Origin of the sequence: Acinetobacter sp. V89_7, assembly GCF_029967895.1 — a bacterium.
Classification (GTDB): Bacteria; Pseudomonadota; Gammaproteobacteria; order Pseudomonadales; family Moraxellaceae; genus Acinetobacter; species Acinetobacter soli.
Genome location: NZ_JASCAJ010000020.1, coordinates 13,340 through 31,335, shown reverse-complemented (window position 1 = coordinate 31,335; position 17,996 = coordinate 13,340). Strand labels below are relative to the sequence as shown.

Genomic DNA, 17,996 nt, shown 5'->3' with positions numbered 1-17,996 from the left:
AGACTGTTACGCAAAAGATAACCAGCCGAAATAATGTGACATCATACTACAACTTGTTTTTAACTGAAGAGCCTTAAGGCGATCTTTTTTATATGACTTTTGCTCATGAAGTAAACAAGAAAAGATGAATAATAAAAAAGAGAACATGCGAACATGTTCTCTTTTTTTAAGCTTTAAAAGTGATTAGCTAAGTTTGAGCTTATCAAAATGTAGATCACCCTGATCGCCTTTAATCACAATGTTATCTCCCGCTTGGAATTCGCCGGCCAGTATTTTCTGAGCCAGTGAGTTTTCAACCTGTTGCTGGATAGCACGTTTAAGCGGACGCGCTCCATAGACTGGATCAAAGCCTGCATCGATCAGGATATCAAAGGCATCGTCATCGACAGTCAGTCCAATATCACGCTCGGCCAAACGGGCACGTAAACGATCAAGCTGGATGTCTGCAATACCGCGAATTTGCGATTTTTGTAGCGCATGAAACACCACCAGCTCGTCAATCCGGTTAATAAACTCTGGACGGAAGTGCTGACTCACCGCCGACATCACCACAGCGCGTACCTCTTCATCGGTTGCCCCATCACCGAGCTCACGTACATCTTGTGAGCCGAGGTTTGATGTCATCACGATCACCGTGTTTTTAAAATCGACCACACGCCCTTGAGAGTCGGTCAAACGACCGTCATCGAGCACTTGCAGCAAGATATTAAATACATCTGGATGTGCTTTTTCGACCTCGTCAAACAGCACCACACTATATGGTTTACGGCGAACAGCTTCGGTTAATACACCGCCTTCTTCATAGCCGACATAGCCTGGAGGTGCACCAACCAAACGGCTTACCGAGTGTTTTTCCATAAATTCGCTCATGTCGATACGAATCATGGCGTCGTCACTATCAAACAAAAAGTTTGCCAATGCTTTGGTGAGCTCGGTTTTACCTACACCCGTTGGCCCAAGGAACAAGAACGAGCCACTCGGACGGTTAGGATCTGACAAGCCGGCACGTGAACGACGTACAGCATTCGACACTGCAATGACAGCTTCATCCTGCCCCACCACGCGATTGTGCAAAAATGTTTCCATTTGCAGCAATTTCTCGCGTTCGCCTTGCAGCATTTTTGACACTGGAATGCCTGTCGCGGCGCTCACCACTTCTGCAATTTCGTTGTCGGTAACTTTATTACGCAATAGTTTCGGCTCTTCACTTTCTTCAACTACTTCATCTTGCTCGAGCTGCTTTTGCAGTTCAGGAATGACACCATACTGTAAACGCGCAGCTTCTGCCAAATCACCTTCACGTTGTGCTTTTTCAAATGCAATTCGCGCCTGATCGAGTTTCACCTGTGCATCTTTTGTCCCTTCTACTAGGGCTTTTTCTGCACGCCAGATCTCTTCCATTTCGTTATATTCTTTCTCGACACTGGCAATCTGCTCTTCTAGGTAACGAACTTCAGTTTTACTGCCCTGATCTTCGTCCTTTTTCACGGCTTCAAGTTGCATTTTCAACTGAATGATACGGCGCTCCAAACGATCAAGTGCTTCTGGTTTTGAGTCCAGTTCCATCTTGATTCGTGAGGCAGCTTCATCAATCAGATCAATCGCTTTATCTGGCAGTTGACGGTCGGTGATATAGCGATGTGACATTTTTGCCGCTGCAATAATCGCCGAGTCGAGAATTTTGACCCCGTGGTGAACTTCGTAGCGTTCTTTTAACCCACGTAAAATGGCAATGGTGTCTTCCACACTCGGTTCATCGACCAGTACTTTTTGGAAACGACGCTCAAGCGCAGCATCTTTTTCTATGTATTGACGATACTCATCTAGCGTTGTGGCACCCACACAGCGTAACTCGCCGCGTGCCAAGGCAGGTTTGAGCATGTTGCCTGCATCCATGGCACCATCGGTTTTACCCGCGCCCACCAGGGTGTGGAGTTCATCAATAAACAAAATCACTTGGCCATCTTGTTTGGCCAAATCATTCAAGACCGCTTTTAAGCGCTCTTCGAACTCACCGCGGTATTTGGCACCTGCAAGCAATGATCCAAGATCGAGCGACAATACGCGCTTGTTTTTCAAGCTCTCGGGTACTTCACCATTAACGATTCGTTGCGCCAAACCTTCAACGATGGCAGTTTTACCGACGCCCGGCTCACCGATCAGTACGGGGTTGTTTTTGGTACGACGCGACAATACCTGAATGGTACGACGAATTTCATCGTCTCGCCCAATCACAGGATCAAGTTTCCCCGCCAAAGCACGTTCGGTCAGATCAATGGTATATTTATTTAATGAATCACGCTGATCTTCATGATTATTGCTCATGACTTTGTCATTACCTCGAATAGATTCAATTACTTTACGAAGTGCCTCTGTGGTCACACCCGTACTTTGCAATAAGCTTTTAGTGCTGCCAGTTTCAGTTAAAGCCAGCAATACCCAATCCGTCGATAAAAATTCATCACCCGCTTTTTGTGCGTGTCGATCGGCCAGATTGAGCACCTTAACCGCATCTGGATTCAGATTGACATCACCAGTGGGATTACTAATGGTCGGCGCATCCTTAAGCGCCTGTTCAAGTTTTTGTTTAATTTCAGGTAATCTGGCACCCGACTGCTGTAACAGGCTCAGGTTTGATGGCTCATCCATCAATACCGAAAGAATGTGCAGTGCATCAATCGAGGTATGATCTCGACCGGTTGCCAATGATTGCGCATCTGAAAGTGCCTGTTGGAGGCGATTGGTAAATTTCTCAAAACGCATTCTTGTTATTCCTCATCATCAATTTGCTACTTGACTAATACATGGGAACGTTTTTTAAAATTTCAAATAAATTCTCATATTTTTCATTATCTTATATTCAAAATTTAATTCATATAAGTTGGTTTTAATATGGGTGCTTTTCTAAAAAATTTCAAGTGAATACCGATGCTGTTTTTGTTAACTTCGCTTTCAAAATACAATGATCAGACTTTAAAAAATACCCGAATCTTAAAGGTAATCATACTTCATCCGATTCAGGCGCCTTGTATCATCATGTTATGCTTTTGATATTGGCAGATGATCTGTGGTTTGGCATATGTTTTAACATCTATGTTTTAAATTAAAGAGCTAAGTTGCGATATGCTTAAAATAGGCATCTAAGATACTGTAATGATTAATATCCTTAAGCAGATGCAGTTCGACACAGGTTTGATTCAATCCTTTTAGAGCATGATAAAACTGCTCGCTTTGCCATTTAAGCTCCTGAAGCTCATCTGCACCACAATACAATTCGCAAGGAGTATCATGCGAGAGCGTATGTACTACTGGACTCAAGCGCTCGGCGTCATCCAGACTTAACTGAAGCGCCTGATTCAGATGCGTATCGCATAAAGGCCGCAGATCATACAAGCCACTGAGTAGAACAGCTTTTTGTACGAGTGGATGGGTCAGGTTCATAGCTGTCAGGTGAGCGCCAGCAGAGTGTCCCACCACTACAACGTGTTCAGTGATCCAGTCTTGATGTTGTATAAAGTCTAGCGCTTCATGAACTTGTTCAATCATCAAATCGACCGGGACAAGGGGTGCCAATGCATATTCCAACAATACACACTGTATATTTTGCTCATGTAGCGCTGGCACAATAAAAGCAAAATCAGACTTTTCACACCACTGCCAGTAGCCACCATGAACAAAAATAACGGTTTTTTGCGCCTGTTTTACAGGAAATACATCCATTATCGCCCGAGGCGAATTGGCATAGCGAATATCGGCCATATGCACATAGTGCCGATACACCCGCTTACTTCGGTTTTGAAAATCCGCCAAAATGGCGGCTTCACTCGGCACTGTTGTGGCATTGTCGTAAGGTCTGTTCATGGCATCATTCAGAGTTTTTCAATCGAATTTTCTTTATGCGGAAGGTTCATCCGCGCAGGATTTGGTTTGAAATAATAAAAACATACCAGTACCAATATAAAGGGTAATCCGAACTGTAAAGTGGATTTAAACTCTTGGGTAAACCAAGTTGTGAGCGTAATACTGCATATGCTAAGTAAACCAAACCAAGCAATCACACGGCTCATCGGAATACCATATTTCAATGCAGTATTGCTTTTACTCAAACGTGCCCTGAAAAAAAGATGCGTAACGAAAATACTGCCCCAAGTAAAGAGCGCACCAAACATTGATAATGCGATCATGATCGGAAATGCAGACGCAGGATTGAGTGTATACACGACGCTGGCTACCCCAATTCCCATTGCAGAGAGCATCAAGGCATTGAGTGGCACCCCTTGAGAACTAATCTTTCCAAATAGTTTTGGGGCATCTCCAGCACGCGATAAGCTAAACAGCATTCGAGTGGAGATATACAGCATACTATTCATAGCCGAAAGCGCCGCAACAATCACAATAAAGTTGAGAATACTGTCGGCAAACGGAATGCCCACAATTTTCATAACCATCACAAAAGGGCTGGTAGCATCTTTTGCGATCAGTGCTGTCCATGGCACCAACGCTACAATTAAAAACAGCGATAACAGATAAAACAGAACCAAACGAATAGCCGTACTTTTAAAGGCATATTTGACTGCTTTTTCAGGATCTGAGGCTTCTCCTGCCGCAACCGCGATCATTTCGATACTTAAATAGCTAAAAATAGAAATGATGACACCAATCCAGACACCCTTAACACCATTGGGCATAAATCCACCTTGACCAATCAGATTGGTCGCCAGTTGATGTCCTGCGTTGTCGCTTTGAGTTAAAATGGAAATTGCGAGAAGAATAAATACCACAATCGCAAAAATCTTAATGGTCGAAAACCAATACTCCACCAACCCAAATGCTTTCACGCTATACGCATTTACCGCAAGTAACGTACCCGAAAAGAAGACAATCCATATCCATGAAGCAACATGCGGAAACCACATTTTCATATAGTCCGCAACCGCAGTAATTTCAGTTCCTACCGCCAGCACAATACACGCCCAATAACTATATCGGACCAGAAATCCAGCCAATGGCCCCATATAGTGCTCGGCATAGGCACCAAATGAACCCGATGTCGGATGTTGTACCGTCATTTCGGCAAGACAAGCCATTAAGGCAAATGCAATTAATCCACCAATTGCATAACTTAAAATTACCCCCGGACCTGCAAAGCTAATGGCAAACTTACTACCCATAAATAGCCCTGTACCAATTGCACCTCCAATTGCAATCATGGCCATTTGTTTTGCAGTCAATTTCTTGTGTAGTCCCGCTTCACGAGATTGAATTTTTTCAAAACTATCCATAAGGCCCTCCTGGCCTGCGCGTCATTTAGAGGTGACCATCAGGTCACTGCTGCCCGCACCAAATATTGTTCATTTTTCCATTCGTTGTTTTGCATGATCTGTTTGAGCTGCTGCACCGCTTGCCAGATATCTTCAAAGCCCACATACAATGGCGTAACTCCAAAGCGCAGCACTTCAGGTTCGCGGTAATCGCCGATCACCCCTCGCGCAATAAGTGCCTGAATAATTTCATAACCATGTGCATGTCGATAACTGACATGGCTGCCACGTTCGGCATGCTCGGTTGGTGTCACCAATTCAAATCCATAAGCAGCACATTCTTGCTGCATAAGGCGCATAAATAAATCGGTGAGCTTTAAGGATTTCTCACGAATTTTTTCTAGATTGGTTTTTAAGAAAATATCCAGTCCACATTCGATCAGGCTCATGGAGATAATCGGCTGTGTACCACATAAATAACGACGGATATTGTTGGCTGGCTCATAATGCTGTGCCATATCAAAAGGTTTTTGATGCCCCCACCAACCCGACAATGGTTGCCAGAATTTTTGCAAATGCTTTGGATTAACCCATAAAAAAGCGGGCGAACCCGGGCCTCCATTTAAATATTTATAGGTGCAACCAATCGCAAAATCGCTGTTGGTCTCATTTAACGCCATTGGAACCGCACCCACCGAATGACACAAATCCCAGATCACTAATGCGTTATTCGTATGTATTTTCTGATTGATCTCGGCCAAATCATACAAATAACCAGTTCGATAATTGACATGAGACAGCACCACTACGGCCACATCAGTGCTGAGTGTTTGATCTAAACCCGTCACACCATCAATTAATTCAATGCGATACCCTTGGTTGATCAGATCGATAAATCCTTCAATGATGTAAATATCCGTTGGGAAGGATTCTTTTTCTGCCACAATTAATTTACGTTCAGGATACTGCTCTGCCTGTATTTTGACTGCCGCAGATAACACCTTAAATAGATTCAGCGTTGTGGAGTCCGACACCACCGTTTCATCTGGATTCGCGCCGATGAGCTGACCCAGTTTATTGCCAAGTCGTGTTGGAAGGCCCCACCAGTCGGCCTTGTTCCAGCTATTGATCAAATCTTCGCCCCACTGCTGGCGAATAACATGATCGGCATAGCTCAAGGCTTTTTTTGGCCGCGCACCTAGCGAATTACCATCAAGATAAATCACACCTTCAGGCAGCGAAAATTCATTACGAAGATGTTTCAGTTCATCTTCGTGATCCCAAAATAAACATTGTTCCAAGGTAATCATTGATTGGTCCATCCGTGTATAACTGTTCGTTTATTATTCGATTTTAGCACGGCGTTTTTTTCATTTTATTCGATAATCATCAGCATAAATTTCAAATTTTAGGATATTATCCGAGAAATAACGAATTTATACGGATATAGTTCAAACATGAATTTAGACACAATCGATTTAAAAATACTGGGATTATTACGAGATAATGCACGATTGAGCCATCAAGAACTGGCTGATCTGGTTCATCTTTCAGCATCGGCATGTCATCGGCGGGTAAAAATTTTAGAATCTAGCGGAATTATTGAAAAGTATCAGGCAAAACTCAATTATCAGAAATTGGGCATTAAAATTGAAGCGATTGTGGAAATCAAACTGGCTCAATTGACCGAGCACGAGCATAAAGCATTTTTAAATCAAATCGATCAATGTGATGAAGTCATTCATGCCTACATTATTACTGGCGATGCGAATTATGTACTGCATGTGGCCACTAAGGATCTGACCGACTTTTCTCAATTCATCATCAATAAGCTCAATAAGATCAAGGGAATCATGAGCATCAACTCAAAGATCATTCTCGACAAAGTCATTCAGAAAAATCCGATCTAGAGTGGTTGAGCTACAACATAAAAAGGCATAAAAAAGCTGACTTAAGGTCAGCATTTCTTATCACTGTTTTTATACTTTGAACGATATATGCTTATGTCGCTTCAATGATCTCAAAGTCATGGGTAATTTCAACTCCCCCATCGGTCAGCATTTTACTTGCAGAACAATATTTCTCTGCAGAAAGTTCGATGGCTTTGGCCACTTGCTTTTCTTTGACCGCTTTACCGGTGACCACAAAATGTAAATGGATTTTGGTGAACACAGCAGGAATGGTGTCTGCTCGCTCAGCTTTTAGCTCACATACAACATCTGTCACATCTTGACGCGCTTTCTTTAAAATAGTCACAATATCAAACGAAGCACACCCACCAAGTCCCATTAAAATCAATTCCATAGGACGTGGACCACGGTTTTCACCTCCATAAGCGGCAGAGCCGTCCATGATCACAGAATGGCCACTTTCGGATTTTGCTTCGAAGGCGACATTCTCTAACCAATGTACACTTGTTTGCATTGCAACTCCTTAAAAAAAGCTATAAATTTACAGTATAGCTGTACACTAGCATAAAATGGGTTGAGAAGGAATTTCATCTCCCGTGTATGAATACACTCATTTGAGTCTTGTGCGATCTTATTATCCTCTTTGGAAACTTTAGTAATGACATCAAATTTCTCACAACTTAGTACAGATGCTCTATCACCTGGTCAGTTACCTGAATCAGTCAAAGCACTATTAAAAAGAGCAAACATCAATCGTTATCCTAAACGTACCACGATCGTTGATGCAGGTTCAGAATCTAAGTCTTTATATTTGATTTTAAAAGGTTCAGTTTCCATTATTTTACGTGAAGATGACGAGCGTGAAATCGTTGTGGCTTATCTCAATCCAGGCGACTTCTTTGGCGAGATGGGACTGTTCGAATCGAACCCACAACGTACAGCAGAAGTAAGAACGCGTGATGTATGTGAAATTGCTGAAATCTCTTACGATAATTTTCATGAACTCAGCAAGCAATTTCCAGACTTAAGTTATGCGGTTTTTGCTCAGTTGGTGCGTCGCCTGAAAAATACCACGCGTAAGGTGACCGATCTTGCGTTTATCGATGTTTCGGGCCGTATTGCACGTTGCCTCATCGATCTTGCGAGCCAGCCAGAAGCCATGATTTTACCGAATGGTCGTCAGATTCGAATCACACGCCAGGAAATTGGCCGGATTGTTGGTTGTTCTCGTGAAATGGTAGGTCGTGTTTTAAAAACGCTTGAAGAGCAAGGCATGATTGAAACCGATGGTAAAGCAATCCTAATTTTTGACGCTTCTTTAGAAGCACAAAATTATCACGATGACGAAACTGATGACGAATAAGTTTTTCTAAATACCAAAAAGCAAACCTCAGGGTTTGCTTTTTTTACAGCCCTAAATGCACAACAATACGAAAAACTGACATTTATAGCTCTAATTATGCTTTAAGTTAATTCAAATCTTATCAATTCATGCATGACATGACTCACATTAAGGGAATACTTAGTATGCAATTTAATCGACTCGGTCACAGTGATATAAAGGTACCTGAAATTTGTTTAGGCACCATGACCTTTGGCGAACAAAACTCCCAGCAAGAGGCCTTTGAACAGCTCCATTACGCGCTCGAACAAGGGATCAATTTTTGGGATACCGCAGAAATGTATTCGGTTCCTCCTAAGCCTGAAACCTACGGCGCCACAGAAAAAATTTTAGGACAATGGTTTGCACAGCATGGTCGGCGCGATCAGGTATTTTTAGCATCGAAAATTGCGGGCCCAGCCTTTGGGGGAAGTCACATCCGTGAAGGAGAAACGCGTTTTGGCCAACATATTTCCGAAGCACTCGACCTATCCTTAAAACGTCTCCACACAGATTATATCGATTTGTATCAGTTGCACTGGCCAGAACGTAATACCAACTTTTTTGGCACATTAGGTTATGCAAACGCACAAGCAGAGGCCGAGTACGATGTACAGGCAATGCATGACACCTTAGTTGCGCTGCAAAAAGAAATCCAAAATGGTCGAATTCGTTATATTGGTTTATCGAATGAAACCCCTTGGGGCACCATGAAGTTTTTATCACTGGCAAAAGAGCTGGGTGTAGATCGTTTTGTGAGTATTCAAAACCCGTATAACCTGCTAAACCGAACCTATGAAGTAGGCATGTCGGAAATTGCCAAATATGAAGGTATTGGGCTATTGGCCTACTCGCCATTGGCTTTTGGTTATTTAACCGGTAAGTTCAGACATGGCGCACGCCCGGCCAATGCACGCGTCACACTTTTTCCGCGCTTTACCCGCTATAGCAACCCTCAAAGCGAATGGGCCACCGAGCGCTATGCACAATTGGCAGAACAACATGGCCTAACTCTAACTCAACTGGCACTGGCCTTTATCAAACAGCAATTCTTTGTAACCAGCACCATCATTGGTGCCACCAGTCTTGATCAGTTAAAAGAAAATATTGCTGCGTTTGATCTCACACTCGATCCAGCGCTGTTACAAGAAATTGAAAAGATCCATATTCAACAACCTAACCCTGCACCTTAAGCTGAACGGACAAAAAAAGGGATGCGATGGCATCCCTTTTTTTCATCATGTTATTAACGGCGGTTGTTATAAACAGCCATTGCAGCAGGTAAATTCTTGCGCATTTCACCAATACGCTGTGAATTTGAAGGGTGAGTCGATAGGAATGACGGACCACCTGCACCTTCGAGTTTATTCATTTTTTCCCACAATGTAATTGCAGCCTGCGGGTTATAACCTGATTTAGCCATGAGCATGAGACCACCGTAATCGGCACGTGTTTCCAAATTACGAGAGTACGGTAGACCTACACCGACCTGACTGCCTAAATCGAGTGCAGCAGAGCCAAACTGACCAATACTGTCACCCGCATAGGCTTTGCCTAAATTCAGCGCTAAGCCAGTAAGATTTTGAGCACCAAGCTTACTTTTTGCATGCTCTTCTAAGGCGTGGGTCATTTCATGTCCCATTACGGCAGCAATTTCGTTGTCAGACAAATTAAGCTTATTGACAATTCCGGTATAAAACACAACTTTGCCGCCTGGCGCTACATATGCATTAATGGTATCCGACTTGATCACCGCCAGTTGCCATTGGAACGGCTGACCTGTCTGATTCATCTGGTTGGCATATGGAATCATACGCTGCATTACAGTATTAATACGTCGATAGGTCGATGAGCTGGTATCGAGTATGCCTTTTTGCTGTGCTTCTTGTCGCATTTGCGAGAAACTTTGCGCTGCACTGGCATTTAAGGTCGCAGAATCTGTGCCTGAAAATTCACCTAAAGACGCACATCCAGAAAGTGAGATGGCTGTGGCCGCGCAAAAACCCATTAAAAATTTATTATTCATCGTTTTACTCCAGAACGCGACATGAACGAGTGTATGTCTCTGTTTTCGGGTGCATTATATTTAAAACATATCGAAGAATTGAGAAAACATCATAGGATTTATGTAACCAGTGTGATTAAACCACTACAAAGTACACCCAAGAGGCCAAACAACATAAGTCCACCACAAAGTAAAACTTCGATAATGGTTTGATTTTATCATCGAGTAGCACATTGTTGCGCTTGACCAGCAAATAGCTATTTTGAATGAGCACAACAGGAACCAGCACACAGGCGATAATTACGGTCAGACCAATAAATGCAGTTAAAATTAAATCGGGATTCTGGGTTTGAATGCGTGCAATCCACATGCCGATGGTGGGTGCACCGCCAATTGCAAACAATAATGAATAAAAAATAGTTTGTGCAATATTGGGCAAAATTTTCATTGATGGATTCTGCTTCTGTTCATCTTTAATGATTGTTTTTATTTTAACAATATCCAAAAGAAAAGCTCCCTTAAGGAGCTTTTCTTTAGTCGTAGGTCACGGCATTTTCTTATGCAGAAAACGGATGACGCAATACGATCGTCTCTGCACGGTCTGGACCCGTCGAGATAATGTCGATTGGACAACCAATCAGTTGCTCAATACGTTTTACGTAGGCAATTGCATTGGCAGGTAACTGATCTACGCTGGTTAGACCCACTGTAGATTCCGTCCAGCCCGGCATGCTTTCATAGATAGGTTTTAAGCTTTCAAATGAGATCGCATCTGAAGAACCTGCACAACCTGAATCTGTATTTTCATAACCCACACAGATTTTCACTTCTTCCAAACCGTCTAAAACGTCGAGTTTAGTCAAGCAAATACCAGAAAGTGAGTTTACATCAACCGAACGACGCAAAATTTCTGCATCAAACCAGCCACAACGACGCTGGCGGCCAGTTGATGCACCAAATTCGTGACCCACAGTACCCAAGTGCTTACCAACTGCATCACCTTCATCGGTCGCTGCATTGTAAACCAATTCCGTTGGAAACGGACCAGAACCCACACGCGTGGTATATGCTTTGGTAATACCAAGCACATAGTCAAGGTGCAATGGCCCCATACCCGAACCAGAACTTACACCACCTGCTGTAGTGTTTGAGCTGGTAACAAACGGATATGTACCATGGTCAATATCAAGCAATGAACCTTGCGCACCTTCAAACATGATCGCTTTACCTTCTTTGCGGTAATCATGTAAAACTTTGGTGACATCAATGACAAGTGGTGCCAAAACTTCGCGCCACTCATTGCACAGTGCAAGTACATCTTCAAACTTCACTTCTTCTACACCGTAGAATTGAGTGAGCTGGAAGTTGTGTAGCTCAAGCATTTCTTGAAGTTTCTCTTCAAGTGCTGCACCACCGCGAACCAAATCGGCAACACGTACTGCACGGCGCGCGACCTTATCTTCGTACGCTGGACCAATACCACGACCTGTTGTCCCGATTTTGGCATTGCCGCGCTTTTTCTCACGCGCTTGGTCAAGAGCAATGTGGTTTGGCAAAATAAGTGGACAGTTTGGAGAAATACGTAAACGTTCCTTCACAGGTACGCCTTCTTCTTCCAAAATTGCCATTTCTTTAATTAATGCAGCAGGCGAAAGTACCACGCCATTTCCAATTAAGCACAACACGTTTTCACGTAAAATGCCTGATGGAATGAGGTGCAATACAGTTTTCTTTCCACCTACGACAAGAGTATGCCCTGCATTGTGCCCGCCTTGATAACGTACGACTGCAGCCGCCTGATCTGTGAGCAGGTCGACGATCTTACCTTTACCTTCGTCGCCCCATTGGGTACCGAGTACCACAACATTTTTGCCCATAATAGCCTCATTACATCATGCTGTTAAAATTGAACATTTATTTGCCTTGCATGCTTGGCAAACAAACACTTAAATCTTGTGAATTGTCCATTGTGCTTGCGCAAACACCATCTGATGCGTTGCATAAGGTACTGAACTTAAATCGTCGTTGCCAAGCAGTTGAATCACGCGTAATCCATTCTGACGTGCCTGTGCAATTGCAGCCTGTAACGCTGGTTCTTGTCCAGCAGGTGCCACCACAATGTCGATCTCTTTGAACTGCCCGCCACACAGTGCGTATAAGTCACAACTAAAACCTGTCGCAGGACGTGCGCGACCAAAGTGCTCACCAATGCCATCATAGCGCCCGCCTTGTGCAAGCGGTGCCGCACGATTCGGTGCGTAAACAGCATACATGAGGCCTGTGTGATAGTGGTAACTGCGTAGTTCAACGACATCAATGCCAATATGTAAATTTGGCCAGCGCGTTTGAATTTGTGTCAGTGTGGTTTTTAAATCATGCAGTGCACGGCTAAACGCGATGTCACTTAACACATCTTGGCTTAAATGCTGCTCAAGCGCATTTAAGTCACTTGCATAACGTCCGAGTGCATAAAAATCCGAACCAAACGGCAGTGTTTTCGTCACTTGCTCAAGCTCCGGCAATGCCTTGCGTTGATACAAGTCAGATAAATCCTGTTCGGTTTGCTTGTTTAGGCCAGCACGTTTAACCAGACTACGAAACAGTCCAACATGTCCAAGATCTAGATGTAGACCATCCAGCTTTATAGCGTGCTGAATCAGTCCAAGCATCACATCGACCATTTCGATGTCTGCTTCTAGGCTTTCATGACCATAGAGCTCTGCACCGAGTTGTAATGGTGCACGCGTGGAATTGAAATTCTGTGGTTTTGTATGTAAGACCGTGCCCGCATAGCAATAGCGCGCTACACCGTCGATTGAGCGAACATGGGCATCAATACGTGCCACTTGTGGGGTCATGTCTGCACGAACACCCAGCAACCGCCCAGAAAGCTGATCGATCACCTTAAAAGTGACCAAATCAAGGTCATTGTTAGACTCTGATAATAAAGACAAAGATTCGATATATTCGATAAATGGTGTATATACCAGTTGATAACCTCGGGATGCGAGGAAATCGAGAGCTTGTCGGCGAAGTGTTTCGATTACTTGCGCTTGTTCGGGTAATACATCTGCAACCCCGTCAGGGAGCAACCATGTCTCTGAAATCGGCATGTTTCAAACCTAAAATCTGTTTAAGGCGGCATATAACCCGCATAAAAAAATCGGGAACACACCCGATTTCTCCTAGTCTAGCACGATACTTTCACGCATGCACCTGAGAATTTTAGGATTTATTACATATCCACAAATTTAATTCTGTTTCAGGTGCTTAAGCCTCAACCATGGAAGGATTCGCACAAATCGAGCAACCGATTTGCATAGCCCCACTCGTTATCGTACCACGCAAAAACCTTGGCCTGACGCCCTACTACAAGTGTCTGGGTTAAATCCACAATCAATGAGTAAGGTGAATGATTAAAATCACTCGATACGAGCGGCTCGTCGGTAACGGCCATAATTTCGGCATAGTCGAGGCGCGCAGCATTACTGAGTACCTCATTTAAATGATGCACCGTAACCGCAGATTGTGCCACAAAACTCAGATCAATCGCGGCAACATTGATGGTTGGAACACGAATCGAATACCCTTCTATACGGTCTTCCATTTTAGGCAAAACACGCTTTAATGCACCTAAGGCACTCGATGTGGTCGGAATAATATTTTGACCCGATGCACGTGCCCGACGTAAGTCCCGGTGTGCATGATCCAAAACAGCCTGATCGGCAGTGACAGCATGTATTTCGGTCATTAGTGCTGTTTCGATGCCAAATGCATCATCGATAATCTTGACCAAGGGAACCAACGCCTGCGTGGTACAGGACACACTGGAAATGATTCGATCTGTTGGTTTTACATCGGCGTGGTTGACACCGTACACAATCGCTGCATCGACTTTATCGAATGGCGCTGCACCGATAATCACACGTTTTGCCCCAGCGCCCAAATGCCGAATAGCATCGGCATGTGATCTAAACAATCCGGTACATTCTAGTACAACATCCACATCAAGCGCTTTCCAAGGCAGATTTTCAGGTGCTTCTTCACGATACACCTGTACTTTGAGTGTTCGCCCATGCGCCTGAATCGACAAATAAACCTGCTCATTTTCAATTTCGATGGCAACCTGACCATGAAAAGGTCCATGCGTGGTATCGTACTTAAATAGATGCGCGAGTGTTTTCACATCGGCTACATCATTTAATGCCACAATTTCAAAGTTAAACGACTTCGGATTTTCGAACCAAGCACGCAGAACATTTCGACCAATTCGACCAAAACCATTAATGGCAATACGTTTCATGGTAAATCCTTGACACGCCCAAACTTAAACTGCATCTATGGTAATGGATTGACCCGATTGAAGATAGCCTTCCACTGTGCTTAAACGCTGCTTTATTATTTTTTAACCGGCCATGTTGATGTCTGATTTTAGAGTTAAAAGCGAATATCAAAAATAGATGCACATTTTTCAAACAAATAGATTGCTATACAAAGCGAGGCAATTTTGTATCAATTGATTGAAAAATAACTCTTATCTTGAGTTAGAGAATTTAAGACGCACAGTTCAGGGGTTAAATTGCACAGTTTTGTCATCATTTCTCTTTAAAATCATTGGTCGAATAGGTATTTTCCGTTATAATTTAGCGCTTTTAACATTTATGCCACGCCGCAATTTAGTGCTTGTTTAAAATCAATGATCAATACAAATTGCGTGCATATAGCCTATTAAGAATTTATGGAGTGACTTGGTTGTGAGTACTCGTTTTATGACATCAGCTGAAATCCGTGAAGCGTTTTTGCGTTATTTTGAATCGCAAGGCCACACACGCGTTGAATCGAGCTCACTTGTCCCAGCCAATGATCCAACACTTCTTTTTACCAATGCCGGAATGAACCAGTTTAAAGACTGCTTTTTGGGCCTTGAAAAACGTGATTATGTTCGTGCTACGTCGTCACAAAAGTGTGTCCGTGCAGGCGGCAAGCACAATGACCTCGATAACGTAGGTTATACCGCACGCCATCACACCTTTTTTGAAATGCTCGGCAACTTTTCATTTGGTGATTATTTCAAGCGTGATGCACTGCATTTTGCATGGGATTTTCTGACCAGCGAGCAATGGTTAGGCCTACCAAAAGACAAACTATATGTGACGGTTTATCACACCGATGATGAAGCCTACGACATCTGGAATAAAGACATCGGTATTGCAGCTGAGCGTATTATTCGTATCGGCGACAATAAAGGTGAAAAGTACGCCTCAGACAACTTCTGGGCCATGGGTGATACAGGCCCTTGTGGTCCTTGCTCAGAAATTTTCTATGATCATGGCGATCATATTTGGGGTGGTTTACCGGGTTCTCCAGAAGAAGATGGCGATCGTTTCATCGAAATCTGGAATAACGTCTTCATGCAGTTTAACCGTACCGCCGATGGTGTTTTATATCCGCTCCCAGCACCTGCGGTTGATACTGGCATGGGCCTTGAGCGAATCAGTGCAGTATTACAACATGTCAACTCCAACTACGACATCGACCTGTTTCAGCATTTGATCAAATCTGCCTGCGAGATTATTGGTGTTGAAGATAACGGCCAACCGTCATTACGTGTGGTTGCCGATCACGCCCGCTCTTGCTGCTTCCTGATTGCAGATGGTGTAAATCCATCAAATGAAGGCCGTGGTTATGTATTGCGTCGTATCATTCGTCGTGCAGTTCGCCATGGTAATAAATTGGGTGCAACAGGCTCGTTCTTCCACAAAATGCTTCAGCCATTGATCGATGTGATGGGCGATGCTTACCCACAGCTCAAAACCGATCAAGCACGCATCGAAGCCACACTCCTTAAAGAAGAAGAACAATTTGCCAAAACACTTGAGCAAGGTCTTAAATTACTTGAAGGTGAACTTGCTCAGCTTTCTGGCAAAGTGATTCCAGGCGAAACCGTTTTCAAACTATACGACACCTATGGTTTCCCAACAGATTTAACCGCAGATATCGCACGCGAACGTGACCTTGAAATCGATCAAATTGGTTTCGAGCGCGAAATGGAAGCACAGCGTCGCCGCGCACGTGATGCGGGCAAGTTTGCAGTCGACTACAACAGCATTGTGAAAGTTGATGGCGAAACTCAATTTGATGGTTATGATGCAACTTCGGGTCATGGCCAGATTATTGCCATCTATAAAGATGGTGAACAGGTTGACGAAATTGCAGAAGGTGATGAGGCCTTAATCGTGCTGAATCAGACACCATTTTATGCTGAAAGTGGCGGCCAAATCGGTGATACAGGTATTTTCAAAAACGATACCGGTATCTTTGAAGTACAAGACACTAAAAAATCTGGTGGTGCCTTTGTTCATCAAGGTATTGTTACCATGGGTAGCCTTAAAGCCACTCAACAAGTTGATGCGATTGTTAAAGCAGATTTGCGTGCTGCAACGGCCCGCAATCACTCTGCTACGCACTTGTTACACGCGGCCCTTCGTCAAATTTTAGGTACGCATGTACAGCAAAAAGGCTCTTTGGTTGCAAGCGATATCCTGCGTTTTGACTTTGCCAATGATCAACCTGTGAGTTTTGAACAATTACAGCAAGTTGAACAACTGGTTAATCGTGAAATTATTGCCAATACTGCTGTTGGTGTTGAAGTACTCGATATCGAATCTGCCAAAGCCAAAGGCGCGATGATGCTTTTTGGTGAAAAGTATGGCGATGAAGTGCGCGTACTTTCAATGGGTTCGGTGATTGACGAGCGCAACTTCTCGATTGAACTTTGTGGTGGTATCCATGTACAGCGTACAGGCGATATCGGCTTGTTTAAGATTACATCTGAAGGCGGTGTGGCTGCCGGTGTACGTCGTATTGAGGCGGTTACAGGCACCAAAGCACTTGAAGTTATTCAAAAAGCAGACACTGATATTCAGCAAATTAATAGCTTACTAAAAGCTCAAAAAGATCAAACTGTTGAACGTGTTCACGCTGCTGTCGAACAAGCATCAGCATTGCAAAAGCAAATTGAACAGCTTAACCAAAAGTTAGCAAACTTCCAGGCGGCTGAACTTTTAAGCCAAGTTCAGACCGTAGCAGGTCGTTCGACACTGATCACCACTGTACAGAATATGGATGCGAAATCACTTCGCAACTTACATGACAGTGTGAAATCAAAATTAGAGGATGCAGTAATTGTATTGGCTGGAGTTGAAGGCGACAAAGTGAGCCTAATTGCCTCTGTTGCCAAACAGTTCACTGCCAATCTAAAAGCAGGCGATATCATTAAGCATCTTGCAACCGAACTAGGCGGCAAAGGCGGTGGTAAACCTGACTTAGCACAAGGTGGCGCGCCACTAAACGAGAAGTTTGAGCAAGTGATTGCAGCATTACCTGCATGGCTTGAACAGCACTAAAACTTCACTTTTGTGTAACTGACCCTGAATAAG

The 17,996-nt window shown here is 43.6% G+C and carries 14 protein-coding genes; 4 read left to right on the top strand and 10 right to left on the bottom strand.

The window, feature by feature from the left end:
- Positions 1–183: 183 nt before the first annotated feature.
- From clpB to kynU, 4 genes are all read right to left on the bottom strand, one after another.
- Positions 184–2,763 carry an ATP-dependent chaperone ClpB gene (gene clpB / locus QLG00_RS04720; protein ID WP_282470583.1) on the bottom strand — a complete coding sequence of 860 codons (2,580 nt, stop codon included), beginning with the start codon at positions 2,761–2,763 and terminating at the stop codon, positions 184–186.
- A gap of 348 nt (positions 2,764–3,111) precedes the next feature.
- Complete coding sequence (locus QLG00_RS04715) at positions 3,112–3,861, bottom strand: alpha/beta hydrolase (RefSeq protein WP_151978006.1); 750 nt, start codon at positions 3,859–3,861, stop codon at positions 3,112–3,114.
- Positions 3,862–3,869: 8 nt separating this feature from the next.
- Entirely contained in the window at positions 3,870–5,282 is a 1,413-nt protein-coding gene (locus QLG00_RS04710; protein ID WP_282470582.1) for an amino acid permease, read from the bottom strand.
- 38 nt (positions 5,283–5,320) lie between these two features.
- Positions 5,321–6,571: a kynureninase gene (gene kynU, locus QLG00_RS04705; RefSeq protein ID WP_151808900.1), complete on the bottom strand. Its 1,251-nt coding sequence runs from the start codon at positions 6,569–6,571 to the stop codon at positions 5,321–5,323.
- A 147-nt stretch (positions 6,572–6,718) separates the two neighbouring features.
- Between kynU and gigD the strand changes: the two genes are divergently transcribed.
- Positions 6,719–7,171 carry an Lrp/AsnC family transcriptional regulator GigD gene (gene gigD, locus QLG00_RS04700; RefSeq protein WP_088459513.1) on the top strand — a complete coding sequence of 151 codons (453 nt, stop codon included), beginning with the start codon at positions 6,719–6,721 and terminating at the stop codon, positions 7,169–7,171.
- Between the two features lie 91 nt (positions 7,172–7,262).
- Here the strand turns inward: gigD and QLG00_RS04695 are convergent, their stop codons facing one another.
- Entirely contained in the window at positions 7,263–7,685 is a 423-nt protein-coding gene (locus QLG00_RS04695) for an OsmC family protein (RefSeq protein WP_282470581.1), read from the bottom strand.
- Between the two features lie 144 nt (positions 7,686–7,829).
- On the opposite strand from QLG00_RS04695, the gene crp reads away from it, so the two are divergent.
- The gene (crp, locus tag QLG00_RS04690; RefSeq protein WP_004936591.1) at positions 7,830–8,534 is read left to right on the top strand and encodes a cAMP-activated global transcriptional regulator CRP; all 705 of its coding nucleotides are present in this window, start codon (positions 7,830–7,832) and stop codon (positions 8,532–8,534) included.
- A 164-nt stretch (positions 8,535–8,698) separates the two neighbouring features.
- Complete coding sequence (locus QLG00_RS04685; RefSeq protein ID WP_151753682.1) at positions 8,699–9,745, top strand: NADP(H)-dependent aldo-keto reductase; 1,047 nt, start codon at positions 8,699–8,701, stop codon at positions 9,743–9,745.
- Positions 9,746–9,798: 53 nt separating this feature from the next.
- On the opposite strand, the gene QLG00_RS04680 is transcribed toward QLG00_RS04685, so the two are convergent.
- The 5 genes from QLG00_RS04680 to QLG00_RS04660 form a co-directional block, all read right to left on the bottom strand.
- Positions 9,799–10,578 carry a M48 family metallopeptidase gene (locus tag QLG00_RS04680; RefSeq protein WP_004936586.1) on the bottom strand — a complete coding sequence of 260 codons (780 nt, stop codon included), beginning with the start codon at positions 10,576–10,578 and terminating at the stop codon, positions 9,799–9,801.
- Positions 10,579–10,693: 115 nt separating this feature from the next.
- A complete protein-coding gene (locus QLG00_RS04675) occupies positions 10,694–11,005 on the bottom strand; it encodes a hypothetical protein (RefSeq protein ID WP_004946486.1) in 312 nt (103 codons plus the stop codon).
- A gap of 109 nt (positions 11,006–11,114) precedes the next feature.
- Positions 11,115–12,434 carry an adenylosuccinate synthase gene (locus QLG00_RS04670; RefSeq protein WP_004936582.1) on the bottom strand — a complete coding sequence of 440 codons (1,320 nt, stop codon included), beginning with the start codon at positions 12,432–12,434 and terminating at the stop codon, positions 11,115–11,117.
- 69 nt (positions 12,435–12,503) lie between these two features.
- Positions 12,504–13,670: an ATP phosphoribosyltransferase regulatory subunit gene (locus QLG00_RS04665; protein ID WP_282470580.1), complete on the bottom strand. Its 1,167-nt coding sequence runs from the start codon at positions 13,668–13,670 to the stop codon at positions 12,504–12,506.
- Positions 13,671–13,834: 164 nt separating this feature from the next.
- Positions 13,835–14,860 carry a type I glyceraldehyde-3-phosphate dehydrogenase gene (locus tag QLG00_RS04660; protein WP_282470579.1) on the bottom strand — a complete coding sequence of 342 codons (1,026 nt, stop codon included), beginning with the start codon at positions 14,858–14,860 and terminating at the stop codon, positions 13,835–13,837.
- A 466-nt stretch (positions 14,861–15,326) separates the two neighbouring features.
- On the opposite strand from QLG00_RS04660, the gene alaS reads away from it, so the two are divergent.
- The gene (alaS, locus tag QLG00_RS04655; RefSeq protein WP_282470595.1) at positions 15,327–17,963 is read left to right on the top strand and encodes an alanine--tRNA ligase; all 2,637 of its coding nucleotides are present in this window, start codon (positions 15,327–15,329) and stop codon (positions 17,961–17,963) included.
- The last annotated feature ends 33 nt before the right edge of the window (positions 17,964–17,996 follow it).